This window comes from Methylobacterium frigidaeris, from assembly GCF_022179185.1.
GTDB classification, from domain to species: domain Bacteria; phylum Pseudomonadota; class Alphaproteobacteria; order Rhizobiales; family Beijerinckiaceae; genus Methylobacterium; species Methylobacterium frigidaeris.
The window spans coordinates 57,930-83,302 of record NZ_BPQJ01000022.1 but is presented as its reverse complement, the minus strand read 5'-3'; the positions used below and the strand labels follow the sequence as shown (position 1 = coordinate 83,302).

21 protein-coding genes are annotated in these 25,373 nt (G+C 71.2%); 9 read left to right on the top strand and 12 right to left on the bottom strand.

Features of this window, described 5'->3' with window-relative positions; genetic code table 11:
• The first annotated feature begins 21 nt into the window (after positions 1-21).
• Positions 22-618 (top strand): nucleotide exchange factor GrpE, encoded by a 597-nt coding sequence (gene grpE, locus MFF64_RS21765; RefSeq protein WP_099904598.1) that lies wholly within the window; start codon positions 22-24, stop codon positions 616-618.
• A gap of 214 nt (positions 619-832) precedes the next feature.
• Here grpE and MFF64_RS21760 read toward each other — a convergent pair whose 3' ends face one another.
• The 5 genes from MFF64_RS21760 to MFF64_RS21740 all read right to left on the bottom strand — a co-directional run bounded on the left by MFF64_RS21760 (position 833) and on the right by MFF64_RS21740 (position 7,919).
• Entirely contained in the window at positions 833-1,936 is a 1,104-nt protein-coding gene (locus MFF64_RS21760) for a microcin C ABC transporter permease YejB (RefSeq protein ID WP_099905276.1), read from the bottom strand.
• Positions 1,937-2,042: 106 nt separating this feature from the next.
• Positions 2,043-3,884, bottom strand: a complete 1,842-nt coding sequence (locus MFF64_RS21755; RefSeq protein WP_099905278.1) for an extracellular solute-binding protein — start codon at positions 3,882-3,884, stop codon at positions 2,043-2,045.
• Positions 3,884-5,797, bottom strand: coding sequence for an extracellular solute-binding protein (locus MFF64_RS21750; RefSeq protein ID WP_207768173.1), 1,914 nt, complete (start codon positions 5,795-5,797; stop codon positions 3,884-3,886). Before MFF64_RS21750 ends, MFF64_RS21755 begins: the two co-directional genes overlap by 1 nt.
• 216 nt (positions 5,798-6,013) lie before the next feature.
• Complete coding sequence (locus MFF64_RS21745) at positions 6,014-7,063, bottom strand: Hint domain-containing protein (RefSeq protein WP_238192375.1); 1,050 nt, start codon at positions 7,061-7,063, stop codon at positions 6,014-6,016.
• Between the two features lie 316 nt (positions 7,064-7,379).
• The gene (locus MFF64_RS21740; RefSeq protein WP_099901961.1) at positions 7,380-7,919 is read right to left on the bottom strand and encodes a c-type cytochrome; all 540 of its coding nucleotides are present in this window, start codon (positions 7,917-7,919) and stop codon (positions 7,380-7,382) included.
• Positions 7,920-8,198: 279 nt separating this feature from the next.
• On the opposite strand from MFF64_RS21740, the gene MFF64_RS21735 reads away from it, so the two are divergent.
• Positions 8,199-8,942 (top strand): 3-deoxy-manno-octulosonate cytidylyltransferase, encoded by a 744-nt coding sequence (locus tag MFF64_RS21735; protein ID WP_099901964.1) that lies wholly within the window; start codon positions 8,199-8,201, stop codon positions 8,940-8,942.
• Positions 8,943-8,961: 19 nt separating this feature from the next.
• Entirely contained in the window at positions 8,962-9,816 is an 855-nt protein-coding gene (locus MFF64_RS21730; RefSeq protein ID WP_238192374.1) for a prephenate dehydratase, read from the top strand.
• Between the two features lie 345 nt (positions 9,817-10,161).
• Here the strand turns inward: MFF64_RS21730 and MFF64_RS21725 are convergent, their stop codons facing one another.
• From MFF64_RS21725 to MFF64_RS21710, 4 genes are all read right to left on the bottom strand, one after another.
• Entirely contained in the window at positions 10,162-10,887 is a 726-nt protein-coding gene (locus MFF64_RS21725) for an SOS response-associated peptidase (protein ID WP_099903129.1), read from the bottom strand.
• An 11-nt stretch (positions 10,888-10,898) separates the two neighbouring features.
• Positions 10,899-11,894 (bottom strand): magnesium transporter CorA family protein, encoded by a 996-nt coding sequence (locus MFF64_RS21720; protein ID WP_099903127.1) that lies wholly within the window; start codon positions 11,892-11,894, stop codon positions 10,899-10,901.
• A 187-nt stretch (positions 11,895-12,081) separates the two neighbouring features.
• Positions 12,082-12,552, bottom strand: a complete 471-nt coding sequence (locus tag MFF64_RS21715) for a YbaK/EbsC family protein (protein ID WP_099903125.1) — start codon at positions 12,550-12,552, stop codon at positions 12,082-12,084.
• Between the two features lie 333 nt (positions 12,553-12,885).
• Positions 12,886-13,182: a hypothetical protein gene (locus MFF64_RS21710; protein ID WP_238192373.1), complete on the bottom strand. Its 297-nt coding sequence runs from the start codon at positions 13,180-13,182 to the stop codon at positions 12,886-12,888.
• A gap of 200 nt (positions 13,183-13,382) precedes the next feature.
• Between MFF64_RS21710 and hrpB the strand changes: the two genes are divergently transcribed.
• From hrpB to MFF64_RS21685, 5 genes are all read left to right on the top strand, one after another.
• Complete coding sequence (gene hrpB, locus MFF64_RS21705; RefSeq protein WP_099903655.1) at positions 13,383-15,881, top strand: ATP-dependent helicase HrpB; 2,499 nt, start codon at positions 13,383-13,385, stop codon at positions 15,879-15,881.
• Positions 15,882-15,967: 86 nt separating this feature from the next.
• Positions 15,968-16,564: a hypothetical protein gene (locus MFF64_RS21700; protein ID WP_238192372.1), complete on the top strand. Its 597-nt coding sequence runs from the start codon at positions 15,968-15,970 to the stop codon at positions 16,562-16,564.
• A gap of 13 nt (positions 16,565-16,577) precedes the next feature.
• Positions 16,578-16,826: a helix-turn-helix domain-containing protein gene (locus MFF64_RS21695; RefSeq protein WP_238192371.1), complete on the top strand. Its 249-nt coding sequence runs from the start codon at positions 16,578-16,580 to the stop codon at positions 16,824-16,826.
• A gap of 57 nt (positions 16,827-16,883) precedes the next feature.
• Positions 16,884-18,164 carry a peptide-binding protein gene (locus MFF64_RS21690; RefSeq protein ID WP_099899375.1) on the top strand — a complete coding sequence of 427 codons (1,281 nt, stop codon included), beginning with the start codon at positions 16,884-16,886 and terminating at the stop codon, positions 18,162-18,164.
• A gap of 132 nt (positions 18,165-18,296) precedes the next feature.
• Complete coding sequence (locus tag MFF64_RS21685) at positions 18,297-20,702, top strand: putative bifunctional diguanylate cyclase/phosphodiesterase (RefSeq protein WP_099899377.1); 2,406 nt, start codon at positions 18,297-18,299, stop codon at positions 20,700-20,702.
• Between the two features lie 120 nt (positions 20,703-20,822).
• Here MFF64_RS21685 and MFF64_RS21680 read toward each other — a convergent pair whose 3' ends face one another.
• From MFF64_RS21680 to aroA, 3 genes are all read right to left on the bottom strand, one after another.
• Positions 20,823-22,445, bottom strand: a complete 1,623-nt coding sequence (locus MFF64_RS21680; protein ID WP_099899379.1) for an ABC-F family ATP-binding cassette domain-containing protein — start codon at positions 22,443-22,445, stop codon at positions 20,823-20,825.
• 112 nt (positions 22,446-22,557) lie between these two features.
• Entirely contained in the window at positions 22,558-23,190 is a 633-nt protein-coding gene (cmk, locus tag MFF64_RS21675; protein ID WP_099899381.1) for a (d)CMP kinase, read from the bottom strand.
• 8 nt (positions 23,191-23,198) lie between these two features.
• Positions 23,199-24,548 (bottom strand): 3-phosphoshikimate 1-carboxyvinyltransferase, encoded by a 1,350-nt coding sequence (gene aroA, locus MFF64_RS21670; protein ID WP_099899384.1) that lies wholly within the window; start codon positions 24,546-24,548, stop codon positions 23,199-23,201.
• Positions 24,549-24,718: 170 nt separating this feature from the next.
• Between aroA and MFF64_RS21665 the strand changes: the two genes are divergently transcribed.
• Positions 24,719-25,105: a TIGR02300 family protein gene (locus MFF64_RS21665; RefSeq protein WP_099899386.1), complete on the top strand. Its 387-nt coding sequence runs from the start codon at positions 24,719-24,721 to the stop codon at positions 25,103-25,105.
• The last annotated feature ends 268 nt before the right edge of the window (positions 25,106-25,373 follow it).

Sequence of the window (25,373 nt, the reverse complement as noted above, 5' to 3'; positions counted from 1 at the left end):
AGACCCATTTTTGGAATGACAATGACGCCGAACGACACGGAGAACGCCGCGCGGGCTTACGAGCCCGAGGCTGCCGAGGGCGCTCCCGCCTCCGCGCCGGAGGCCGCGCCCACCGCCGACGCGATCGCCGCGCTCGAGGCCGAGAAGCTCGACCTCAAGGACAAGCTGCTGCGCACCCTCGCCGACATGGAGAACCTGCGCCGGCGCACCGAGCGCGAGGTGGCCGACGCCCGCACCTACGCGGTGACGAACTTCGCCCGCGACATGCTCAACGCCGCCGACAACGTCCGCCGCGCCCTCGAGAGCGTGCCGGCCGACGCCCGCGCGAGCGCCGAAGGCCCGCTCAAGGCGCTGGTCGACGGAATCGAGCTGACCGAGCGCGACCTGCTCAAGACCCTGGAGCGTCACGGCGTGAAACGGGTCGACCCGCAGGGCCAGCGCTTCGATCCCAACCTGCACCAGGCGATGTTCGAGGTGCCCAACCCGGACGTGACTTCCGGCACGGTCGTGCAGGTGGTGCAGTCGGGCTACGTCATCGGCGAGCGCGTCCTGCGCCCGGCCCTGGTGGGCGTGGCGAAGGGCGGCCCGAAGGCCGAGGCGAAGCCGGCGGAAGGCTGAGCGGTTCCAAACAGGCGCCGACGCCTCCTACCCTCCCCCCCTCTACGGGGAGGGTAGCCTGCGGAGCAGGCCGGGAGAGGGGCAGCGCCGCGACGGTGCCTGGTATGGCGCTCGTCAGGATGGTCGCGACGTCTCCGGAAGCGGGTTCCCCTCTCCCGCCGCGCTGTGCAGGGCACCCTCCCCCGCAGAGGGGGGAGGGTTTGGATGTCGCGCCCTACGCCGCCCGCGCCTCGAAGTCGATCCGCGGGTCGATCCAGCTATAGGTCAGGTCGGAGATCAGGTTCACCACCAGGCCCAGCAGCGAGAAGATGTAGAGGTTGGCGAACACCACCGGGTAGTCGCGGTTCACGATCGACTCGAACGAGAGCAGGCCGAGCCCGTCGAGGCTGAAGATGGTCTCGATCAGCAGCGATCCGGCGAAGAAGGCCGAGATGAAGGCGCCCGGGAAGCCCGCGACCACGATCAGCATCGCGTTGCGGAAGACGTGGCCGTAGAGCACCTGGCGCTCGGACAGGCCCTTCATCCGCGCGGTCAGCACGTATTGCTTGCGGATCTCGTCGAGGAACGAGTTCTTGGTGAGCAGCGTCGAGGTGGCGAAGGCGCCGATCGCCATGGCGATGATCGGCAGGGTGATGTGCCAGAGGTAGTCCGTCACCTTCTGCCAGAGCGGGAAGTGCGACCAGCCCTCGCTGGTGAGCCCCCGCAGGGGGAAGATCTGCCAGAACGAGCCGCCGGCGAAGAGCACGATCAAGAGGATCGCGAACAGGAAGCCCGGGATGGCGTAGCCGACGATGACGACCCCCGAGGTCCAGACGTCGAAGGGCGAGCCGTCGCGGACCGCCTTGCGGATGCCGAGGGGAATCGAGATCGCGTAGGAGATCAGCGTCATCCAGAGGCCGAGGCTGATCGAGACCGGCAGCTTCTCGCGGATGAGCTGGAGCACCGAGACGTCGCGAAAGTAGCTCTTGCCGAAATCGAAGCGGGCATAGTCCCACAGCATCTTCAGGAAGCGCTCGGGCGCCGGCTTGTCGAAGCCGAATTGCTGCTCCAGGCGCTTGATGAAGGCCGGGTCGAGCCCTTGCGCGCCGCGGTAGCGGGAATTCGATTCCCCTCCCCCGCCCTGCGTCGTGCCGCGCCCGGCGAGGTCGCCGCCGCCGCCGGTGATCCGGGACATGGCGGTGTTCTGGCCCTGGAGCTGGGCCAGCACCCGCTCGACCGGCCCGCCGGGGGCGAATTGCACGATCACGAAGGAGATCAGCATGATCCCGAGGATCGTCGGGATCATCAGGAGCAGGCGGCGCAGGATGTAGGCGGCCATGGGGTACGGTGTCCGATGGATTGCTTCGCGATGCGGAACCCGGCTTCGCTCAAGCGCCGCGCGGGCTGATGAGCGGAGAGCCGGGAGCGGGCTCCCGGCTCTCCGCTCAGGTCCGTCCGATCTTTCTTGCCCTGTCGGCGTCGTGCCACCACAGGGCGGGCACGCCGAGACCGTATCTCGGCAAGTCGCGCGGCCGACCGTACATGTCCCAGAGCGCGAGGCGGTGGGTGGCGCCGTACCACATCGGCACCCAGTAGCGCCCGGCCCGCAGCACCCGATCGAGGGCCCGGCAGGCGGTGGTGAGCGCCGGCCGCGAGGCGGCGTCGGCGATCCGGTCGAGCATCGCGTCGGCGGCCGGGTTCTCAATGCCGGCGAGGTTCTGCGAGCCCGGCGTCCGGGCCGCGCGGCTGCCATAGACCTCGCGCAAGGTCGCGCCCGGGGTGACCGAGCCGCCGAACCGGGCCGAGACCACGTCGAAGTCGAACTCCTTCAGCCGCGCCTGGTACTGCGCCGCGTCGACGAGGCGCGAACTCGCCCGGATGCCGAGGAGGCTCAGGTTCTTGATGTAGGATTGCAGCAGCGGCTGGAAGACCGGGGAGGAATCCAGGAACTCGAAGGCGAGCGGCTGGCCGTCGGGCAGCTTCATCACCCCGCCGTCGCGGGTGCAGCCGGCCTGGCGCAGCAGCGTGTCGGCCCGGCGCAGCAGGGCCCGGTCCTGGCCCGACCCGTCCGAGCGCGGTGGCGACCACGGCTCGCCGAACACGTCGTCGGGCACCTGGCCCCGGAACGGCTCGAGGAGCGCCAGCTCGTCGGGGCTCGGCATCCCCTCCGCCTTGAGATCGGAATTCTCGAAGAACGAGGCGGTGCGCTTGTACGCGCCGTACATCAGGTTCTGGTTCGACCACTCGAAGTCGAAGGCGAGCCCGATCGCCTCGCGGATGCGGGGATCGCGGAAGACCGGCCGGCGGGTGTTGAGGAACCACCCTTGCGTGCCCGAGGGCGTGGCGTCCGGCACCGTCTCGCGCTTGACCCGGCCCTCCTGGGCGGCCGGGAAGTCGTAGCCCGTGGCCCAGACCCGCGAGGTGAATTCCTCCCGCCAGGTGAAGGTGCCGGCCTTGAACGCCTCGAAGGCGACGTCGCGGTCGCGGAAATACTCGTAGCGGATCTCACCGAAATTGTTCTGGCCGACGGTCACCGGAAGGTCGGCGCCCCAGTAATCCGCCAGGCGCTCGAAGGCGATGAAGCGGCCGACCTCGAACCGCGCCACCCGGTAGGGCCCGGAGCCGAGGGGCGGCTCCAGCGTCGAGGCCTCGAAGTCGCGGTCCCGGTAATAGGCTTCCGAGAAGATCGGCAGGTCGGCGACGATCAGCGGCAGGTCACGGCTGCGGCCGGGCGCGAAGCGCACCACTACCGCGTCGTCGCCCTCCGCACTCGCCCCGGCGACGTCGCGCAACACCGCGGCGATCCGTGGATGGCCCTTCTCCTTCAACGTCGTGATCGAGAAGGCGACGTCGCGGGCGGTGAGCCGCGAGCCGTCGTGGAAGCGGGCCTGGGGCCGAAGCGCGAAGCGGTAGGCCAGCCCATCGCTGCTCACCGACACGCTGCGGGCGACGAGGCCGTAGACCGCGTCCGGCTCGTCGAGGGCCCGGACCATCAGGCTGTCGAAGGTCAGGTCCATGCCGGCGGCGCCGTCGCCCTTCAGTACGTAGATGTTGAGGGTGTTGAAGGTCTCGAAGGCCTGGTTGCCGCTCGTCGTCGAGAGCTGCGCCGAGAAGGTGCCGCCCTTCGGCGCCAGCGGGTCGACGTAGTCGAAGCGCGGGAAGTCCGCCGGGTATTTCAGGTCGCCGAAGCTCGACAGGCCGTGTCGCTCAGGCTCGGCCGCGAAAGCCGGGAGCGGGCCAGCGAGCAACGCCGCCCCGCTCCCGGCGAGGAAGGTGCGCCGGCGCATCACCGCGCCGCCCCGGTCTTGGCGGCCAAGTTTTGATCGTACCACCACGTCGTCGGGAAGCCCGAGGCGCCGTATTTCGGCAGGGTCGCCGGATGGCCGAAGCGGTTCCAGCGCAGGGTCCGGGACACGTTCGAGGACCATTGCGGCACGACGTAATCGTGGGCGAGCAGCACGCGGTCGAGGGCGCGGGTCGCCGCCACCAGCTCCTCGCGGTCGCCGGCATAGATCACCTTGTCGATGAGCGCGTCGATCCCCGGATCCTTGATGCCCGCGAGGTTGCGCGAGCCCGGCCGGTCGGCGGCGGCCGAGCCCCAGAAGTCACGCTGCTCGTTGCCCGGCGAGAGCGATTGAGCCCAGTTGCTGAGCGCGAGCGCGTCGAAGTCGAAGCTGCGGGCGAGGTTCTGGTACTGGGCCGGATCGACCACCCGCAACGACACCTTGAGGCCGATGCGCTCCAGGACGGCGCGGTAGGGCAGCACGATCCGCTCGGCCGAGTTGTCGTAGCCGAGGAACTCGACCGTGAAGGGCTGGCCTGAAGCCTTCTCGACCATCTGGTTGCCGCGGATCTCGTAGCCCGCCTCCTGGAACAGGCGCACCGCCTCGCGCAGGTTGGCGCGCACCGCTTCGGGCGAACCGTTGACCGGGTTCTTGTACGGCGTGGTGAAGACGGAGGCCGGCACCTTGTCCTTGATGCTCTCCAGGATCGCCCGCTCGTGGCCCTCCGGCAGGCCGGACGAGGCCAGCTCGGTGCCGAAGAAGTACGAATCGACCCGCTTGTAGAGCCCGTAGAACAGGGTGCGGTTCATCTCCTCGAAGTCGAAGGCGAGGTTGAAGGCGCGGCGCACACGCGCATCGGCGAATTTCTTGCGGCGCAGGTTGAGGGTGAAGGCCTGCATGATGCCCATGCCGGCCTGCGGGAACTCCTCCTTGACGATCCGCCCCTCGCGCAAGGCCGGGAAGCCGTCATAGGCAGTGGCCCAGTTGCGGGCGATGTTCTCGGTGCGCCAGTCGAACTGGTCGGCCTTGAACGCCTCGATCATCACCGTCGCATCGCGAAAATACTCGGCGCGCTGGGTGTCGAAGTTGTTGGCCCCCCGGTTCACGGCCAGGTCGCGGCCCCAGTAATCCGGCACCCGCTCGTAGGTGGCGGTGCGGCCGGCCTCGAAACGGGCGAGGCGGTAGGGGCCGGAGCCGAGCGGGATCTCAAGCGTCGTCTCGGTCGGGTTGCGGGTCCGGCCCGATGCGTCCTTGCCCTCCCACCAGTGCTTGGGCAGCACCGGGAGCTGACCCACGATCTGGGGCAGTTCGCGGTTGCCGGTCTCCGAGAAGGTGAAGCGCACCTCGTGCGCGCCCACCACCTCGGCCTTCGTCACGTTGTGGTAGTAGGCGGCGTATTGCGGGCTGTTCTCCTTCAGCACTGTGAAGGAGAACACCACGTCGTCCGGCGTCACCGGTTGGCCGTCGTGCCAGCGCGCTTCCGGCCGCAGGCGATAGACGACGCTGCCGAGGTCCTCGGCCGGCCGCACGCCGTCGGCCAGCAGGCCGTAATAGGTCGAGGGCTCGTCCTGGGCCTGGGCCAGCAGGGTGTCGTAGATCAGCGGGATCTGGCTCTCGAGATCGCCCTTCACCCCGGCGACGATCAGGTTGAAATTGTCGAACGAGCCTTGCGAGCCGAACCGCACCAGACCGCCCTTCGGGGCGTTCGGGTCGGCATAGTCGAAATGCGTGAAGTCCGCCGGGTATTTCGGCTCGCCGAGGAGCGACAGGCCGTGGCGCCAGCCCCCGCCGGGGGAAACGGCACCGCTGCCTGAGGGGGCGCCCTGCGCACGAGCCCCGGCCGGCACGGCGGCGAGGCCGAGGAGAGCGGGTGCAAGGGCGAGGGCGGCGCGGCGAGTGAGGGGGCGTGCGATCACGCGGGGCGATCCTCCGGCTGGGACAGTCTCGCCTACCGTTCTAGGTCGCGGGGTGCGGCTCCGCCAACCCGGGCGCGTCGGCGCAGGGGGCGGAAACGCGACGAAGCGGTCTCGTCGCTCCGCCGCAGCCGTTCGTCGTGAGCGCGCCGCGGGATGGCTCCTCTCCTCGAGAGCGCGGCTGCCGGGCGCGTATCGGCGCGCCGGATCGGCTCCCGATCAGGCAGCCAGCCAGCTGAAACGCTCGGCCTCGTCCCAGGCGCAAGCGGCGCCCAAAGCCGCGGCGAACACGCCCGACAGGCGCGCCCGCTCGGCCTCGACCACCGGCCCGTCGAAAGCCACCGGCCGGCAGCGGGCAGCGAGACCCGGCACGACGAAGTCGGGATTGTGCAGGGCGTGGTCGGAGGCTTCCGTGAAGAAGGGGCGGTCGCCCCAGTCGAGGTAGCTCTCGGCCGGAAGGCCCTCGGCGAGCAGGATGTCGTGGGAATCGAGTTCGACGTGCCAGTAGGTCACGGAGGTGGCGGGCTCGCGGGTGATGGTTGTGCCGTTGATCAGGCACATCACCGGCACGAGATGGCCTCCCTCCCCGTCCGCACCGGCCCCGACCAGGACGGGATGGCCGGGGGAGAGCGAGAGGTCGCGGGCGGGAAGGCCCGGCCCGAAGGCGCCGGCGCGGATGCGGATCGGCTGCTGATCGTGCGGCAGGACCGTGCCGGCGCCGTCGAGGTCGCGATGCCCGATCCAGGTGATCGGCCGCAGGGCGCCGGAGGTGGTCACCGCCTCGTCGCCGACCCGGAGCGCCTCGACCGCGATCTCCCCGCGGGTCGTGCGGATGCGCGTGCCGGTGGTGAAGCACACGATCGGCACCAATGTGCCGCTCTGGACCGCTGTGTCGGTATAAAAATCGACGGTTCGGCTCGATCCGTCGGTCGCATAGAGTATATTGCCGAGTTGCGCCTCCCTTCCGAAGCCCATACCAGTTGCGCCATTCAGATTATACTGAATAGTGCCGACGGTAAACGACAGCCCACGACTGTCGGCGCTCCAGTGATAGACGGAAGAGCCGCCAGGACGGCCAAAAACGGCCTCCTTGTACAAGGTGTTGCTTGCATCGCGATAGGTCGAGAGGCCCTGTATCGAAACGCCGCCGATCGTCCCGGACATTCCCGAGACGACACCGGACTGATCGTCCAGCGTGAAAGTTCCTTGGGCAAAATTGGACGTGCCGCCGGCATCGCGAAAGCTGAATCCGACGTTGACGCTGGCCATGCCCAAATCCCTCGTTGCGGGCAGCGAGTCGCCTACAAATACACTTTGATGTCCAGTGTGATTCTGCAACGCGCTCCGGAAAAGTCACGGTCCGCGTGGGGTCGATGAGAAGAATTTAGTCTCTGACGATGAAAATTAAGCTCTACCAATGACTTGATGATGGTCGCGCGAAAACCGGGATGCCGGCCATCGCCGGTCGCGCTCCACCGACCGCCACGCGGGTTGGCGTCGGGTGCGTGGGGTCGCGGCGTCCGTGCCATGCAAAAAGGCCGGGCTCTCGCCCGGCCTCGCGGTCACGCGGTCCTGGCGACGCCCGTCAGGGCTTCGGGAAGTCGACCGGCTTGTCGGACAGGGTCTTGAGGTAGGCCAGGATGTCGGCCCGCTCGGCGCCCGAGGGCACGCCCGCGAAGGCCATGATGGTGCCCTGCACGAACTGCTTCGGGGCGTGGAGGAAGTGGTCCAGGTCCTCGTAGGTCCAGTTGCCACCCTTGGCCTTCATGGCGGCCGAGTAGCTGAAGCCCTCGTGGCCGCCCTTCGGGCGCTCGACGACGCCGTACAGGTCGGGGCCGACCTTGTTCGGACCACCCTTCTCGAAGCTGTGGCAGGCCATGCACTTCTTGGCCGCGGCCTGGCCCTTGGCGGCGTCGGCGCTGGCGAGGCGCACGGGCAGCGGCTCCTCCTTGGCGGCGGCCGGCGCGGCGGCGCCGGCATTCTCCTCGGCGGCCGGGAGCGCGTAGCCGCGATCACCCGCCGGCTTCGGCTTGTAGATCAACTCGGCCAGGAACCCCGTCCCCATCGCGAGGAGCAGGGCGCCGAGCACTGCGCCGGCGATCTTGTTAAGCTCGAAGGAATCCATGTCTCGGCAGCTCCGATGCTCCGGTGAGCAGGGGCGATGCGAGGCGCGGCCCGGCGCCACGCCGCAGTGAAGGTCCGCCGGTGCTTAGCCGTTCTGCAACACCGTTGACAATGGCTCTAAACATCGTCGGTTCGTCGCAGAGCGCGGGCGTGTGGACGGAGCCACGGTCCGGGGGGCTGCCGCGCGCCATGAGCCCTCTCTGCCATGACAAGCCCGGCCGGCGCTGCTAAGAGCCGCGGCTTGCCGGGCGCACCGTCATTCGAAGACCGAACTCACCGCATGTCCGATCCCCTCGTCCTGATCCCCGCCCGCCTCGCCGCCACCCGCCTGCCCGAGAAGCCGCTGGCCGACATCGCCGGTGCGCCGATGATCGTGCATGTGTGGCGCCGGGCGGTGGAGGCCGGCATCGGCCCGGTGGTGGTCTGCACCGACACGGCCGAGATCGTGCAAGTGGTCGAGGCGGCGGGCGGCCTCGCGGTGATGACACGGCCCGACCACCCCTCCGGCTCCGATCGCCTGGCCGAAGCCCTGGAGGTGATCGACCCGGAGGGGCGCCACGACGTGGTGGTGAACGTGCAGGGCGACCTGCCGACCATCGATCCGGGCGCCATCGCCGCCTCGATCGTGCCGCTGGCCGACCGGTCGGTCGACATCGCGACGCTCTGCGCGGTCATCACCCGGCCGGAGGAGCGGACCGAGCCGAGCGTCGTCAAGCTGATCGGCTCCGAGGTCGGCCCTCGGCGGCTGCGGGCGCTCTACTTCACCCGGGCCACCGCGCCGTACGGCGACGGCCCGCTCCTCCACCATATCGGGCTCTACGCCTATCGCCGGCGGGCGCTCGCCCGCTTCGTGTCCCTGCCGCCGAGCCCGCTGGAGCAGCGGGAGAAGCTCGAGCAGCTGCGCGCGCTCGAGGCCGGGATGCGGATCGACGCGGTGGTGGTCGACGACGTGCCCCTCGGCGTCGACACGCCGCACGACCTCGAGCGCGCCCGCGCCATCCTCTCCGCCCGGCGCCTGAACTGATCCCCGAAAGCCTCGACCGATGAACAAGACGATCTCCTACCAGGGCGAGCCCGGCGCCAACTCGCACATCATCATCCAGGAGGCCTATCCGGACTGGACGCCGCTCCCTTGCGCCACCTTCGAGGACGCGCTGACGGCGGTGCAGGACGGCTCGGCCGCCCTCGGCATGATCCCGATCGAGAACTCGATCGCCGGCCGCGTCGCCGACATCCACCACATGCTGCCGGCTTCCGGGCTCCACATCGTCGGCGAGCAGTTCCTGCCGATCCACTTCCAGCTCATGGCCCTGCCGGGCGTCGCGTTGGAGGAGATCCGCACCGTGCACAGCCACGTCCACGCGCTCGGCCAGTGCCGCAAGATCATCCGGCGCCTCGGCCTCAAGGCCGTGGTGGCGCCCGACACCGCCGGCGCCGCCCGCCAGGTCGCCGAGGCCGGCGACCGCACCCGCGCCTCGCTCTCGCCGCGGCTCGCCGGGGCGATCTACGGCCTCGACATCCTGGAGGAGGACGTCGAGGACGAGGCCCACAACACCACCCGCTTCGTCGTGCTCTCCCGCGAGCCGGTGCTGCCGCCGGTCGGCAACGGCCCGACGGTGACGAGCTTCATCTTCCGGGTGCGCAACATCCCGGCCGCGCTCTACAAGGCGCTCGGCGGCTTCGCCACGAACGGCGTCAACATGACCAAGCTCGAGAGCTACATGGTCGAAGGCCAGTTCACCGCGACCCAGTTCTACGCCGAGGTCGACGGCCACCCGGAGGAGCCGTCCCTGCGCCGGGCGCTGGACGAACTGGCGTATTTCTCGAGCGCGTTCCGGATCATCGGGACGTATCCGGCGCATCCGTTCCGGGAGAGCGCGCGGCCGCCGGCGGAGTGAGGGAAACGAACCGTCGCGTCGTTCCCACCCCTTCCTCGTCCCCTGCACGTCATCCCGGGGCCGCGCAGCGGAGCCCGGGATCCAAAACCGCAGGCAGATCAAGAAAGATCACGCCGCGTCTCATACTCTCGCGCCTTCGCATCGCCGTGTCGATGCGAAGGCGAGCGGCGCAGCAGCGCCGGCGCCCGTTCGGGCCTGCCTGGCACCGCCGAACGCATCCGTTCGAAGGCGCAGCGGTATCACTTCGTTCTGCACCACCTGAGTGTCTGGATTTCGGGCTCCGCTTTCGCGGCCCGGGAATGACACGGAGGGTGGTATGATCGTCCGCGAAAACCATAGATCCCGCTAAAACAGCGACCCCTGCGCCTCCGTCTTCCGCTCCGGCGGTGGCGGCGCCGGTGCATCCTCGTCCGGCCGCAGCAGCCCGGCCTCATCGTGGCGCACGTCGTTCACCCGCCGGCTCGCCGGTGCGAGGTCCAGCCACGTCTCCGGCGCCGGCCGGCACAGGGCGGCAGCCTGCCCGGCATCGACGTCCCGCATGTCGAGCCAGCGATCGACCCCTTCCGGCGACAGGATCGCCGGCATGCGCTCGTGGATGCCGGCGAGCAGCCCGTTGGCCCCGCAGGTGACGATCGCCGCGGTGTCGAGTTCCGAGCCGTCGCGGCTGCTCCAGGTCTCCCACAGGCCGGCGAGGGCCATCGGGCGGCCGTCGGCGTGGCGGATCGCGTAGGGGGCTTGGCCGCGGGGACCGCCGCGGCGCCACTCGTAGAAGCCGTCCGCCAGGAAGATGCAGCGCCGGTAGCGCAGGGCATTGCGAAAGCTCGGCTTCTCGGCCGCGGTCTCGATCCGGGCATTGATGACGAGGGGGAAATCTTCAGGATCCTTGACCCAGGCCGGCAGGAAGCCCCAGCGCATCAGCACGAAGCGCCGCCGCCCGTGCTCGGCGGTGACGACCGCCACCGGCTGGGTCGGCGCCACGTTGTGGCGGGCCGGGAAGTTCGGCTGCTCGGCGTAGCCGTAGGCCTCCCGGAAGGTCTCGGGCGAGGAGGTGACGAAGAATCGGCCGCACATCCCCCGACCCCCTACAGCCAGCGCTTCCAGCGGAAGAAGGCGTAGGGCAGGATCGCCGCCACCACCATCATCACCACCGCCATCGGGTAGCCGAAGCCCCAATCGAGCTCCGGCATCACCTTGAAGTTCATGCCGTACATCGAGGCGATCAGGGTCGGCGGCATGAACACCACCGCCATGACCGAGAACAGCTTGATGATGTTGTTCTGCTCGAGGTTGACGAGGCCGAGGGTGGCGTCGAGCAGGAACTGGATCTTGCCCGACAGGAAGGTGGCGTGCTCCTCGAGCGATTGCAGGTCGCGCAAGGTCGAGCGGACCTCCTCGCGGATCTCGCGGGGTGCCTTGCTGGCGCGGTAGCTCGCCGAGAGCGAGAGCAGGATGCGCTCGACCGAGACCAGGCTCTCGCGCTGCTGCGATAGGAGCTCGTTGTGGCGCCCGAGTGCCCGCAGGGTGTCCTGCAATTCGGCGTTGCGGGCGCTCGGGTCGGAATGCTCGGCGAAGATCAGGCGCGAGAGCCGGTCGATGCGCTCGCCCTGGAGCTGGAGCACGTCGGCGGCGCGGTCGATCACGGTCTCGATCAGGCCGGCGAGGATCGCCTCGCCGGTCAGCATCACCCCGGCCGGCCGCGCCGCCCGGTGCACGAACATCCGGAATGCCTGGGGGTCGTCGTAGCGCACCGTGGCGAGCTTGTTGTCGCGCAGGATGAAGGTGACGCCGGTGAGCCGCGCATCGTCGGTATCGACCCGGCACAGGAGCCGCCCGGTCATGTAGCGGGCGCCGTTCTCGACGTAGAGGAGTTCCGAGGGCTCGATGTCCTCCATCTCCTCCCGGGTCGGGATCGAGATGCCCAGGAAGGCCTCGACCTTGTGGTCCTCCTGGCGGGTGGGCTCGATCAGGTCGATCCAGAGCGCGTCCGGCGGGATCGGCTCGGACATCTCGAGCAGGCGCCGCTCGAGGAGCGGCTGACCGGTGCTGGCGCAGGCGTTCGGCTGATGGACGAAGATCAAGGGCGGTCTCGGACGACAGTGACGCGAGGGAGGGGCCTTGTGGCCCAGCCGCCTTGAAGGCTCCATGACGAAGGCTTCATGACGATCGAGGCACACAGACACCGGGGTCACGGCGCCAGCTAGGCCACGGGGCGCCCGGGATGTCGATGACGCCGGATCCACAGCCGGGCGGTGATTGGCTCCCGGCTCACGTCTCGGGTGGTTGGCAGACGTCGATCCACTCGGCCCCGGTCAGCGCGGCCATGCGCTCGGGCGTGATCCGCACGGCGCTGTTCGGGGAGCCGGCCGCCGGCACCACTTCGTCGAAGGCCTTCAGGCTGACGTCGCAATAGACCGGCAGCGGCGTGGCAAGACCGAACGGGCAGACCCCGCCGACGGGATGGCCGGTGATCGCCTCGACCTCCTCGGGCCCGAGCATCCGCGGCTTGGCCCCGAAGGCGGCCTTGGCCTTGCGGTTGTCGAGGCGCGCGTCGCCCCGGGCGACCAGCAGCACCACGCGTTCGCCGAGGCGCAGCGACAGGGTCTTGGCGATGCGGGCCGGCTCGACGCCGTGGGCCTCCGCTGCCAGCGCGACCGTGGCGGAACTCGCCTCGGTCTCGAGAACGGTGAGGTCGGGCGCGCGGGCGGCGAGATCGGCCTTGACGGAGGCGAGGCTCATCGGCGGGCGGCCCCGCGGGGCGGGAGGGAGGCGGTCACGGGCGGACTCTTGGGTTCGAGGAGTGACGGTCAGGGTCCCCTCGCCCGACGCGGGGCTGTGCGCAAGTCCGGTGGGTGCAAGTCCGGTGGGTGCAAGTCCGGTGGTTGGATGTGTCCCTTGCTGTCCCACGAGGCACTCGTGACGATCTCTGCGATCTGAAACTGCGAGTGCCCATGCGATCGATGATCGATCTGCCCATTCGAAGACGGGGTATGATCCCCTCTCCCGTATGGAAGAGGGGATCCCGCGCTTCGTGTCTTGCCTCGTGTCTTGGATACTGGAGCTATGTCCAGCTCAGTAGCGCGGGCCGCCCGAGGTGTTGCCGCGCTGCTGCTGGTAGCCCGGGCGCGACGGGTTGCGGGCGTTCGGGTCGCCGCGCATCATGTGGTTGCGGCGCATGTGCCGGCGCATGTGGCGGTCGTGACGCTTCATGCGGTGGTAGCGGTGGTGCCGGCGCATGGCGACATGCTCGACGATCGACTCATGGCTGGCGACCGCCGGGGCAGGGGCGGTCACGGCGGCCGAGGCCGGGGTCATGGCAAGGCCGCCCAGCAGCACGCTCGCCGCCAGGGCCAGGGTCAGAGACTTCATCGAGATGTTCTCCAAGGCGGTGGCCCTCTCGGCCAACCTGTGCGTCAATCGCCTGACTCGCGCACGGTTCCGCTGCCGTACGGGAAATCATCGGGAAAACTTCCTCAGGAGGCGGGTCTGAGGGGACAGCCCTCCTCGGCCCCGGCGCGCGCCATGGTCCGGGCTTGCGCGGCCCGACCGCCTCCGCCATCCCGGCACCCATGCGCTCCATCCCTTCACTGCCGATCGACGCCGTCCTCGGCGACCTCGCGGCGTCCCTCGCCGGCCCCTCGGCGGGCGGGCGCCCCAACGCGGTGCTGGTGGCGCCGCCGGGAGCCGGAAAGACCACCCGGGTACCGCTCGCCCTGCTGGAGGCGCCCTGGCGCGGCGACCGTCGGATCATCCTCCTGGAGCCGCGCCGCCTCGCCGCCCGGGCGGCGGCGGAGCGCATGGCCGCGAGCTTGAGCGAGACGGTCGGTGAGACGGTGGGTCTCCGGGTGCGCCTCGGCTCCAAGGTCTCGGCCCGCACCCGGATCGAGGTCGTCACCGAGGGCGTGTTCGCCCGCATGATCCTGGACGACCCGGAACTCGACGGCATCGCCGCGGTCCTGTTCGACGAGTTCCACGAGCGCTCGCTCGACGCCGATCTCGGCCTGGCGCTGGCGCTCGACGCGCAGGGGGCCCTGCGCGAGGACCTGCGCCTGCTGGCCATGTCGGCGACGATCGACGGGGCCCGGGTCGCCGCCCTGATGGGGGACGCCCCGGTGATCGTCTCCGAGGGCCGGGCCTTCCCGGTCGAGACCCGCTACCTCGACCGCGACCCGCAAAGCCGCATCGAGGACGCGGTGACCGACGCGGTGATGCGGGCGCTCCGGGCCGAGCCCGGCTCTGTCCTCGCCTTCCTGCCGGGGCAGGCCGAGATCCGCCGCACCGAGGAGCGCCTGCGCGAGCGCCTCGCCGATCTGTCCGATGTCGACCTCGCTCCGCTCTACGGCGCCCTCGACCGGGCCGAGCAGGACCGGGCGGTGCGGCCGAGCCCGGCGGGGCGCCGCAAGGTGGTGCTCGCCACCTCCATCGCCGAGACCTCGCTCACCATCGAGGGCGTGCGGGTGGTGGTCGATTCGGGCCTCGCCCGGGTGCCGGTCTACGAGCCGGATCTCGGGCTGACCCGCCTCGTCACGCAGCGCGCCTCCCGCGCCTCCGTCGACCAGCGCCGGGGCCGCGCCGGTCGTACGCAACCCGGCGTCTGCTACCGCCTGTGGTCGGAGGCGGCGACGGGCGCGCTCGAGCCGTTCACGCGCCCCGAGATCCTCGCCGCCGACCTCGCCGGGCTGGTGCTCGACTGCGCCGCCTGGGGCGTCACCGACCCGACGACCCTGCCCTTCCTCGACCCGCCCCCGGCCCCGGCCCTGGCCGAGGCCCGCGCCCTCCTCACCGGCCTCGACGCCCTCGACGGCGACGGCCGCCTGACCGTTTCGGGCCGGGCTCTGCGCGCCCTCCCCCTGCCGCCGCGCCTCGCCCGCATGGTGGTGAACGCGGCCGGGCGCGGCCGCGAGGCGGCGAGGCACGCCGCCGACCTCGCCGCGGTGCTGGTGGAGCGCGGCCTCGGCGGCGACGCCGTCGACCTGACCGAGCGGGTCGAGCGCATGCGCCGCGACCGCTCGGGGAGGGCCGAGGACATGCGCCGCCTCGCCGCCGGCTGGGCCAGGATGGCCGTGACGATGGCTGAGGCCGCCGGTCCCGCCGAGACCCCCGACACCGGCACCCTCCTGGCCCTGGCTTATCCCGACCGGATCGCCCGGGCCCGCGGCCGGCCGGGCGAGTACGTCCTGGCCAACGGCCGGGGGGCCGCCCTCGATCCCGCCGCCGGCCTCGCCCGCGAGCCGTTCCTGGCGGTGGCCGAGATCGTCGGCAAAGCCTCCTCGTCGCGCGTCCTGGCGGCGGCGCCGATCACGCTCCCGGCCATCGAAGCGTTGTTCGCCGACCGGATCGAGGCCCGCACCCGGGTCGAGTTCGACACCGAGGCCAGAGCCTTGCGCGCCCGGGCGCAGCGCCGCCTCGGCGCCGTCTCGCTCGCCGAGCGCGTCCTGCCGGTGCCGCCCGACGCCGACAGCGCCGCGATCCTGGCCCGCGGCCTGGCCGGCCTCGGGGTCGGTGCCCTGCCCTGGTCGAAGGCGGCGCAGCAATGGCGCGAGCGGGTGAGTTTTCTCCGCGCCGCCGAGGGCGAGCCCTGGCCCGACCTCTCGGATGCCTGTCTCGCCGAGACCCTGCCCGACTGGCTCGGCCCCCACCTCTCCGGCCTCACCCGCCTCGACGAGATCGGCGCGGACCGGCTCGCCGATGCCCTGCACGACCTCGTGCCCTGGACCTTGCGCGCCCGCCTCGACGCCGAGGCACCGACCCATATCGAGGTACCGACCGGCTCGCGCATCCCGGTCGATTACGCCGCCGAGGGCGGTCCGGTCCTCGCCGTCCGAGTGCAGGAGTTGTTCGGCCTCACCCGCCACCCGACCATCGGCGGCGGACGAGTGCCGCTGGTGCTGCACCTGCTCTCGCCGGCCCAGCGCCCGATCCAGATCACCCGCGACCTGCCGGGCTTCTGGCGCGGTTCCTGGGCCGCGGTCCGCGCCGACATGCGCGGCCAGTATCCCCGCCATCCCTGGCCCGAGGATCCGACCACCGCCCCGCCGACCCGACGGGCCAAGCCGCGCGGGACGTGATGCTGCCGGCCACGCTCGTAATCAATAAAATTATTGTTTTGCAGAAATTAATTCTCGTGCGATGAGGATGGCACGGAGGCCCGACCATGCCGTTCGCCGTCATCCCCTCGCCATTGCCGGAGAGCGAGCCCGCCTCCCGGGCGCTGCTCTGCCGCCTCGCGGCCGGGTTCGCCCGGCTCTGCTCCCTCCTCACCGTCCTGCTGGCGGCGTTCGGGACCGCGGTCCTGGTTCTCGGGCTCGCCTGTGGCGGCACCTTCCTGTGGCTCGCGCCGGGTGCCGCCTATCTCGGCGCGGCCCCCGAGGGCATCGCCGGGCTGGTGCCGTTCGGCGATCTGCCATGGCCGGCCCGCCTCGCTTACGCGGCGAAGTTCGCCTTCGCGCAAGTCCCGCTTCTCCTCGCCCTGGAGAGCCTGCGACGGCTGCTGCGCGGTTTTGCCGACGGCGCGACCTTCGCGGCGATCCAGGTGGATCGCCTGCGCCGGATCGCGCTCTGGCTCGCCGCCGCCGCCCTGGCGCCGGCCCTCGGCGAGGTCCTGGTCGCGGCGGCCGGTCACGGCGTCGACCGGGCCTGGTTTCATGCCGGATCGGCCTACGCCCTGCTGTTCGCCGCCCTGCTCGGTATCCTGGCGGTGGTGTTTCGGGTCGGCGCGGCGGTCGAGCGCGACCGGGATGGCTTCGTCTGATGCCCATCTTCCTATGCCGATCATCCTGCGCCTCGACGTGATGCTGGCCCGGCGCAAGCGGCGCGCCAAGGACCTCGCCCGCGCCATCGGCATGACCGAGGCGAACCTGTCGCTGCTCAAATCCGGAAAGGTTCAGGGCGTCCGCTTCGCGACCCTGGCGGCCCTGTGCCGCGAGCTCGATTGCCAGCCGGGCGACCTCCTCGAGTACCAGCCCGACGAGGAATCCGACGACGCGACGTCCGGACCGAGCCGGGCCGGCTGAAGCACCCGACCCGCCTCGAGCCACGCCGCCAGCGCCGCGGCGACCGGAGACGTGCGCATGCGAACCCCGCCCCCGATCCGCCGCGCCCGCGCCCGCCTCGTCGCCACCCTGCTGGCGGTCGGCGTCGCGGCGTGCCAGCCACCGGCGCGGATGGACGACCAAGTCATCGTCGCCTGGCCCTCGGGCCCGGTCCGGCCGGTGACGCTGCCGCTGGTGCCGGCCTCGCATCGCTGGCTCGTCGATCTGACCTTCCGGCGGCCGGACGGGAGCGAGCGGCGGGCGCTGGCCTGGGTCAATCCCGGTACCCCGGCGCCGATCCTGTCGCGGGCGCTCTCCCGCGACCTGGGTCTCGACCAGGGCCACGACCTCGCCTTCCGCCTCGGTACCGCCGCGGTTCGGGTCTCTGGGGGCGCCGTGGCGGATGCGCCGCGCCTTCCCGGCGGTCAGGATCTCCTGACGCAGCTCTTCGCCCCGCGCCAGGTCGAGGCGGTGCTGACCGCCGGCGTGCTGCGGGCCTTCGCGATCGCCCTCGATCCGTCCGCCGGGACCCTGACCCTCGGACCTTCCGGCAGCCTTCCGCCCCACGGCGTGGCGGTGCCGGTGCGGATCGCCCCGGAGAGCGGCCTCGTCACCGCGGAGGCCGCCATCGCCGGCGAGCGCCCGACCCTCGTCCTCGATCCCGGCGCCTCCTACACCTGGCTGCGCGGCCGCACGGCCGCGGCCTGGCGCACGCGCCATCCAGGCTGGGAGCGGGCGCGCGGCGCGGTCGGGCGCAGCGCCGTGGCGATGGCGGATCTCGGCCTGGAGCAGGAGGGCACGGTCCTGCGCCTCCCCGACCTGGCGCTCGGGCCGCTGGTGCTGCCGGAGGTCGGTGCCCTCGCGACCGGTCCCCTCGGCGGCGCGCTCGCCGAGGCGGCCCTGGGCGAGGTCTTCTGGGACAATTGGCAGAAGCCGGCCGGTCGGCCGGTCGACGGGTGGCTCGGTAACAACGTGCTCGGCGACGGCCGTCTGACCATCGACTACGCCGCCGGCTGGGCCCGGTTCGAGCGCCAGCGCAGCTCCGATCCGCACGACCTCGACGGGATCGGCCTCGCCCTCGTGCGGACAGATCACGGTTACGTCGTCGGCCGGGTCGCGACGCGGGACGGCCGTCCCCTCGTCGATGGCGTCGCATCGGGCGACGTGTTGCGCCGCGTCGACGGCGGGCCGGTCGTGGGTCTCGCCCCCGACGCTGTCCTCTCCGCCCTCTCGGGCCGGGCGGGTACCCGGCACCGCCTCGATCTGGAGCGGGACGGCGTTCCGCTCACGGTCGAGGCCGAAGCGGTGTCGTTTCGATGACGGGAGCGGGCGGACGGCATTCCGTGTTCCGCCCGCCCCGCGGAGAGCCGGCTTGTCACTCCCAGCACCTCGCGAAAGGAAATCGCAGCGAATTTGTGAGACCCATGGGCCACGCCCGTAGAAGACCGCGTGATGCTGCCCGACGATCTCGACACTTTCGCTGCCGACTGGATCTGGGAGACCGATGCGGAGCTACGGTTGACGAGGGTGTGCGGGCGCTACACGGCGCTGACCGGCGAGTCCGAGCCGCTCGGGCGCCCCTGGCCGGGGCTTTACGGTGATCCAGGCGACGACGCGCCACTTCGGAGCCCGCGCCCGTTCCGGGACGAGATCCGGCCGCACCGGCACCGCGACGGGCGGATGCGCTGGTTCCGGTTCGGCGGGGCGCCGCGCCTCGCGGCGGACGGGACCGTCGCAGGGTGGCGCGGAATCTGTGCCGAGCTGTCCGGGCCGGCGGTCGAGCGGCTCGAGGGCGCGCGCCGCTACGAGGAGCAGGCGCGGCGCTACGGGGCGATGCTGGAGGAATTGCCGATCGGCGTGAGCGTGTTCGACGCCGAGTTGCGGCTCATCGCCTTCAACGATCGGCTCCGCGCCCTGTTCGACCTGCCGCCGGAGCTGATGCGCCTCGGCACCCCCCTCGAGAGCCTGATCCGCGCCAGCGCCACCACCGGCAACTACCCGCACCTGAACCCGGACGAGGCCTGGGCCTTCGTCGCCACGCGCATCGCCCGGCGGGTCCGGATGCAGCGCGAGCGGCAACTGCCGAGCGGCCTGCTGTTGCGGACCACCATCACGCCGCTGCCGGACGGCAGCACCATGGTGATCCACGAGGACGCGACCGACCGCGCCCGGGCCGACGCCAAGCTGGCCGAGCAGAACCGCCGCCTCGACCACGCGCTGATCCACATGTCGCACGGTCTCGTCCTGTTCGACGCCGACCACCGGGTCACGGTCGTCAACCGGCAGTTCCTCGACCTCTACGGCCTGTCGCCCGAGACGGTGCATCCGGGCATCACCGCCGAGGAGCTGATCCACCGCCGCACGGAGGCCGGCAACTTCCCGGGCCTGCGGCCCGAGGAGGCCTGGCGGCAGGTCCGCGAGCGGCTGGCCACCCGCACCCGCTACCGGCTCGACCAGACGCTGCTCGACGGACGGGTCATCGCCGTGACCTACGCGCCGACGCCGGAGGGCGGCTTCGTGACCGTGCACGAGGACGTCACCGCGGCCAAGCGTGCCGAGGCGCAGATCGTCCACATGGCCCGCCACGACGCGCTGACCGGACTGCCGAACCGCGCCCTGCTGCACGAGGGACTGGCCGAGGCGCTGGCGAAGGCGCCGGCCTCCGGTGGCGTCACGGCAGTCCTGTGCCTCGACCTCGACCGCTTCAAGACCGTCAACGACACCCTCGGCCACGCCGTCGGCGACAAGCTGCTGCGCGAGGTGACCGCCCGGCTGGCCTCCACCATCCGCGACCAGGCGGAGGCCGGCCTCGCGACCCTGGCCCGGCTCGGCGGCGACGAGTTCGCGGTGATCCTGCAGCCGACCTCGCGCTTCCGGGCCGGGCGCCTCGCCGGCCGGCTGATCGAGGCGGTCGGACGCGACTACGAGATCGACGGCAAGCGCGTCGCCGTCGGCCTCAGCATCGGCGTCGCGCTCGCGCCGACGGACGGGCAGGATTCCGAGGGCCTGCTGCGGGCCGCCGACATGGCGCTCTACCGCGCCAAGGCTGAAGGGAGGAACGTCCACCGCTTCTTTGAGCCCGCCATGGACGTGGCGGTGCAGACCCGCCGCAGCGTCGAGCTCGACCTGAGGGTGGCGCTGGCCGAGCAGCAATTCGCCCTGGCGTTCCAGCCGTTCCTGGACCTGTCGACGAACCGGATTGCCGGGTTCGAGGCCCTGGTGCGCTGGCACCACACGGTCCGCGGCGTGGTGAGCCCCGCCGCCTTCGTGCCGATCGCCGAGGAGACCGGCATGATCGTGCCCCTCGGCGAGTGGGTCCTGCGCCGGGCCTGCCACGAGGCGGCGCGCTGGCCGCAAGCCGTCCGGGTCTCGGTCAACCTCTCGCCGGTGCAGTTCCGCAGCGGCGACATCGATGCCACCGTGATCGCAGCCCTGCGCGAGGCGAAGCTCGATCCGCGTCGGCTCGAACTCGAGATCACCGAGGGCGTGCTCCTGCAGGACAACGCCTCGACCCTCGCCATCCTGCACCGGCTGAAGGGGCTCGGGGTGCGCATCGCCATGGACGATTTCGGCACCGGCTACTCGTCGCTCGGCTACCTGCGAGCCTTCCCGTTCGACAAGATCAAGATCGATCGCGCCTTCGTGGCCGACCTCTCGGTGCGGCCCGACGCCCTCGCCATCGTGCGGGCGGTGACGACCCTCGCCGACAGCCTCGGCATGACCACCACCGCCGAGGGCGTCGAGACCGAGGAGCAGCTCGCCCATCTGCGGGATGCCGGCTGCACCGAGGTGCAGGGCTACCTCGTCAGCCGGCCGGTGGCGGTGGAGGCGGTGGCGCCGATGCTGGTGGGGAGGTGACGGGGTGGGGGCGGATCGACGCTTCCCGAACCCTCCTTTTCAGTCCCGGCTCCGCTGCGCGGCCCCGGAATGACCAGGAGGGCTTCAACCACGTCGAGACGATCCGATCAGGTCCGGAAGTCAGTGCCGCAGCCCCGGCGCCTCCCGCCCCGTCTTCTCGACGTATTCCGAATACCCCCCGCCATAAAGGTGGATGCCGTCGGGCGTCAGCTCCAGCACCCGGTTCGACAGGGCGGCGAGGAAGTGCCGGTCGTGCGAGACGAACAGCATCGTGCCCTCGTACTGGGCCAGCGCCGCGATCAGCATGTCCTTGGTGCCGACGTCGAGGTGGTTGGTCGGCTCGTCGAGGACGAGGAAGTTCGGCGGGTCGTAGAGCATCCGCGCCATGGCGAGGCGGGCCTTCTCGCCGCCCGAGAGCACCCGGCAGCGCTTCTCGACGTCGTCGCCCGAGAAGCCGAAGCAGCCGGCGAGCGTGCGCAGCGACCCCTGGCCGGCCTGCGGGAAGGAATCCTCCAGGAACTCGAACACCGTGCGCTCGCCGTCGAGGGTGTCCATGGCGTGCTGGGCGAAGTAGCCGAGCTTGACGCTGGCCCCGATCGTCACGCTGCCCGCATCCGGCGCGGTGGTGCCGGTGGCGAGCTTGAGCAGCGTCGACTTGCCGGCGCCGTTGACGCCCATCACGCACCAGCGCTCCTTGCGGCGGATGCCGAAATCGAGCCCGTCATAGATCGTGCGGCTGCCGTAGCTCTTGCGCACGGATTTGAGGCTGATCACGTCGTCGCCGGAGCGGGGCGCGGCGGGGAAGTCGAAGGCCACGCTCTGGCGGCGGCGGGGCGGCTCGACGCGCTCGATCTTGTCGAGCTTCTTCACCCGGCTCTGCACCTGCGCGGCATGCGAGGCGCGGGCCTTGAAGCGCTCGATGAACTTGATCTCCTTCGCCAGCATCGCCTGCTGGCGCTCGAACTGCGCCTGCTGCTGCGCCTCGTTCTGCGCCCGCTGCTGCTCGTAGAAGGCGTAGTCGCCCGAGTAGGTCGTGAGCGAGCCCGCGTCGATCTCGATGATCTTGCCGACGATCCGGTTCATGAAGGCCCGGTCGTGCGAGGTCATCAGCAGGGCGCCGTCGAAGCCCTTGAGGAAGTCCTCGAGCCAGATCAGGCTCTCGAGATCGAGGTGGTTGCTCGGCTCGTCGAGGAGCATCACGTCCGGGTTCATCAGCAGGATGCGGGCGAGCGCCACGCGCATCTTCCAGCCGCCCGACAGCGCGCCGACATCGCCCTCGATCATCTCGGGGGCGAAGCTCAAGCCCGCCAGCACCTCGTGCGCCCGTCCCTCGAGCGCGTAGCCGCCGAGCTCCTCGAACCGGCCCTGCACCTCGCCGTAGCGCTCGACCAGGGCCTCCATCTCGTCGGCCCGGTCGGGATCGGCGAGCGCCGTCTCGATCTCGCGCAGCTCCGCCGCGATCTCGCTCACCGGGCCGGCGCCGTCCATCACCTCGGACAGCACGCTGCGGCCGGCCATCTCGCCGACGTCCTGGCTGAAATATCCGATGGTGATGCCGCGGTCGGTCGAGACCTGGCCCTCGTCGGGCTGCTCCTCGCCGGTGATCATCCGGAACAGCGTCGTCTTGCCGGCGCCGTTGGGGCCGACGAGCCCGACCTTCTCGCCGCGCTGCAACGCCGCCGAGGCCTCGATGAAGAGGAGCTGGTTGCCGTTCTGCTTGCCGATCTTGTCGAGGCGGATCATGGGGTCGGGATGTCCAGAAAAGGGGAGCGCGCCGGACCGGGACCGGACCGCGCGCTTGAAGCATTCAGGAGCGTGCCACGGCTTCGTGGCGCGCCGGTGTCGGGCGTGGGGGTCAGCCCCGCGTCCCGCCCCGCCCGTCGACCACGTCGGTGGCCGCCCGGAAGGCGGCGTCGGCGTCGAGCGCCGTGGTGTCGAGCACCACCGCGTCCTCCGCCACCCGCAAGGGGGCCGCGTCGCGGTCGGCATCCCGGGCGTCGCGGCGCAGGATGTCGGCCAGAACCGCCTCGTAGGGCACCGCCTCGCCCTTGCCGCCGAGCTCGCGGTGGCGGCGGCGGGCGCGTTCTTCCGCCGAGGCGGTGACGAACAGCTTCACGGCGGCGTCCGGGCAGACCACGGTGCCGATGTCGCGCCCGTCGAGCACGGCGCCCTCCGGCGCGCCGGCGAAACGGCGCTGCCAGTCGAGGAGCGCGGCGCGCACCGCCGGCTGCGCCGAGACGATCGAGGCCGCCTCGCCCATGGCGCTGCCGCGCAGGCGCGGATCGCCGAGGAAGGCCGGCTCCAGCTCCCGCGCGGCCGCGGCGGCTGCGGCCTCGTCGGCGAGGTCCCGCTCCGCATCGAGGAGCGTCAGTGCCACCGCCCGGTAGAGCAGGCCGGTATCGAGATGCGGCAGGCGGTAATGCGCGGCCAGGCGCTTGGCGAGCGTGCCCTTGCCGGAGGCCGCCGGCCCGTCGATCGCGATGATCATCCGGGGCCTCACGCGGAGAGCCCGGCGCCGAGCGCCCGCATGTCGGCGAGGAAGGCGGGGTAGCTCGTCGCGATCATCGCGCCGTCGTCGACCGTCACCGGCGCCCGGGCGACCATCCCGAGGACCAGGAACGCCATGGCGATGCGGTGGTCGAGATGGGTCTCGACCGTGCCGCCGCCCTGGGGCGCCGCACCGTCGCCGTGGACGATCAGGTCGTCGCCCTCGATCACGTGGGAGATGCCGTTGGCCGCGAGCCCGGCCGCCACCGCGGCGAGGCGGTCGGATTCCTTGACGCGCAGCTCGTGCAGGCCCTGCATCCGGGTGGTGCCCTCCGCGCAGGCCGCCGCCACGGCGAGGACCGGGTACTCGTCGATCATCGCGGGCGCCCGCTCCGGCGGCACCGCGACACCCTTCAGGCGGCTGTGGCGCACCCGCAGGTCGGCGACGGTCTCGCCGCCCTCCTCCCGCTCGTTCAGCCGCTCGATGTCGCCGCCCATCTCCAGGAGCGTGGCGAGGAGGCCGGTGCGCAGGGGATTCATCATCACCCCCTCGATCACCACCTCGGAACCCGGCACCACCAGGCCCGCGACGAGCGCGAAGGCGGCCGAGGACGGATCGGCCGGCACCACCACGTCGGTGGCCTTGAGGGTCGGCTGGCCGGTGAGCGCGATGCGCCGTCCGTGGCCTCCGGGACCGATCGTCTCGACCTCGACATGCGCGCCGAACAGGCGCAGCATCCGCTCGGTGTGGTCGCGGGTCGCGGCCGCCTCCACCACGGTGGTGATGCCCGGGGCGTTGAGGCCGGCGAGCAGCACCGCCGACTTCACCTGCGCCGAGGCGACCGGGCTCTCGTAGGTGACCGGCACCGCCTCGCGGGGCCCGCGCAGGGTGAGCGGCACCCGGCCGCCCTCGGCCTGCTCGACGACCGTCACGCCCATCTGCACCAGCGGGTCGAGGATCCGGCGCATCGGCCGCTTGCGCAGGGAGGCGTCGCCGTCGAAGGTCGCGGTGACGGGATGGCCGCCGACCACGCCCATCATCAGTCGCGAGCCGGTGCCAGCGTTGCCGAAGTCGAGCACGCTCGCCGGATCGGACAGGCCGCCGACGCCGACGCCGCGCACCCGCCAGCGCCCCTCCCCGTCGCGGTCGATCCCGGCGCCGAGCGCCTTGGCGGCGGCGGCGGTGCGCAGCACGTCGTCGCCCTCGAGCAGGCCTTCGATCCGGGTCTCGCCGAGGCTGAGCAGCCCGAGGATGATCGCCCGGTGCGAGATCGACTTGTCGCCGGGTGGCCGCAGCCGGCCCCGCAGGGCCGTCCCGGACTGGGCGGTGATCGGGGACGGTGTGGAATCGTGCGACACGGGCAGTCGGCCTGGTTCTCGAGAATCACGGAAGGGCGCGTGGAAAACGGCCGGGTCGTTAGCACGCGGGCACCGCCGCGTCATCCGCCGGCCCCACAGGTATTTGACAGGGCTGGCGGGCGCGACTAACCGGACCCACTCTTACCGACATCGACAGGAACGTGACTACCGTGGCCAGACCGGAACTCGGCTTGAAGCGCCAGTGCATGAGCTGCGGCGCGAAGTTCTACGACCTCAGCAGGGACCCCGCCGTGTGCCCGAAGTGCGGCACGGTTTATCAGGTCGCTGCGCTCTCCACCACCCGCGTCCCCGCGCCGGCCATCGCCAACCGCGCGCCGCGCGAGGAGGAGACCGAGGAGGAGGCCGGCGCCCCCGAGATGGTCTCCCTCGACGAGGTCGAGGCCGCCGAGGGCGGCGACGACGTCTCGGTCGACGACGATGCCGATGTGGGCGATGCCGGCGGCGACGACGACACCTTCCTGGAGGAGGACGAGGAGAGCGGCGACGACGTCTCCGACTTCATCGACGGCGACATCGAGAGCGACGAGGAATCCTGATTGTTCGGAGCTGGACGGCGGCGGCGGGGCGCTGCCGTCGCGCTAATCCCTTGATCTCGTTTTGGAATTCGCGACAGTCACGAAAACTTCGCGAAGACCCGCCCCGAGGGCTTGTGTCCGGCGCCACACCCTCATATACCGCCGCTCACCGGCGGCGGCCTCGCAAGAGGGCGCCGCTTCGGTTCCGGGACGGATCCCATATGTCCTGCAGCGTGGGGCTATAGCTCAGCTGGGAGAGCGCTTGAATGGCATTCAAGAGGTCAGCGGT

Excerpts from the sequence above, each read along its gene's own strand:
- grpE (WP_099904598.1), top strand. The coding sequence starts at position 22 with ATGACGCCGAACGACACGGAGAACGCCGCGCGGGCTTACGAGCCCGAG.
- MFF64_RS21760 (WP_099905276.1), bottom strand. The coding sequence starts at position 1,936 with ATGGCCGCCTACATCCTGCGCCGCCTGCTCCTGATGATCCCGACGATC.
- MFF64_RS21755 (WP_099905278.1), bottom strand. The coding sequence starts at position 3,884 with ATGCGCCGGCGCACCTTCCTCGCCGGGAGCGGGGCGGCGTTGCTCGCT.
- MFF64_RS21745 (WP_238192375.1), bottom strand. The coding sequence starts at position 7,063 with ATGGCCAGCGTCAACGTCGGATTCAGCTTTCGCGATGCCGGCGGCACG.
- MFF64_RS21740 (WP_099901961.1), bottom strand. The coding sequence starts at position 7,919 with ATGGATTCCTTCGAGCTTAACAAGATCGCCGGCGCAGTGCTCGGCGCC.
- MFF64_RS21735 (WP_099901964.1), top strand. The coding sequence starts at position 8,199 with ATGTCCGATCCCCTCGTCCTGATCCCCGCCCGCCTCGCCGCCACCCGC.
- MFF64_RS21730 (WP_238192374.1), top strand. The coding sequence starts at position 8,962 with ATGAACAAGACGATCTCCTACCAGGGCGAGCCCGGCGCCAACTCGCAC.
- MFF64_RS21725 (WP_099903129.1), bottom strand. The coding sequence starts at position 10,887 with ATGTGCGGCCGATTCTTCGTCACCTCCTCGCCCGAGACCTTCCGGGAG.
- MFF64_RS21715 (WP_099903125.1), bottom strand. The coding sequence starts at position 12,552 with ATGAGCCTCGCCTCCGTCAAGGCCGATCTCGCCGCCCGCGCGCCCGAC.
- MFF64_RS21710 (WP_238192373.1), bottom strand. The coding sequence starts at position 13,182 with ATGAAGTCTCTGACCCTGGCCCTGGCGGCGAGCGTGCTGCTGGGCGGC.
- hrpB (WP_099903655.1), top strand. The coding sequence starts at position 13,383 with ATGCGCTCCATCCCTTCACTGCCGATCGACGCCGTCCTCGGCGACCTC.
- MFF64_RS21700 (WP_238192372.1), top strand. The coding sequence starts at position 15,968 with ATGCCGTTCGCCGTCATCCCCTCGCCATTGCCGGAGAGCGAGCCCGCC.
- MFF64_RS21695 (WP_238192371.1), top strand. The coding sequence starts at position 16,578 with ATGCCGATCATCCTGCGCCTCGACGTGATGCTGGCCCGGCGCAAGCGG.
- MFF64_RS21690 (WP_099899375.1), top strand. The coding sequence starts at position 16,884 with ATGCGAACCCCGCCCCCGATCCGCCGCGCCCGCGCCCGCCTCGTCGCC.
- MFF64_RS21685 (WP_099899377.1), top strand. The coding sequence starts at position 18,297 with ATGCTGCCCGACGATCTCGACACTTTCGCTGCCGACTGGATCTGGGAG.
- MFF64_RS21680 (WP_099899379.1), bottom strand. The coding sequence starts at position 22,445 with ATGATCCGCCTCGACAAGATCGGCAAGCAGAACGGCAACCAGCTCCTC.
- cmk (WP_099899381.1), bottom strand. The coding sequence starts at position 23,190 with ATGATCATCGCGATCGACGGGCCGGCGGCCTCCGGCAAGGGCACGCTC.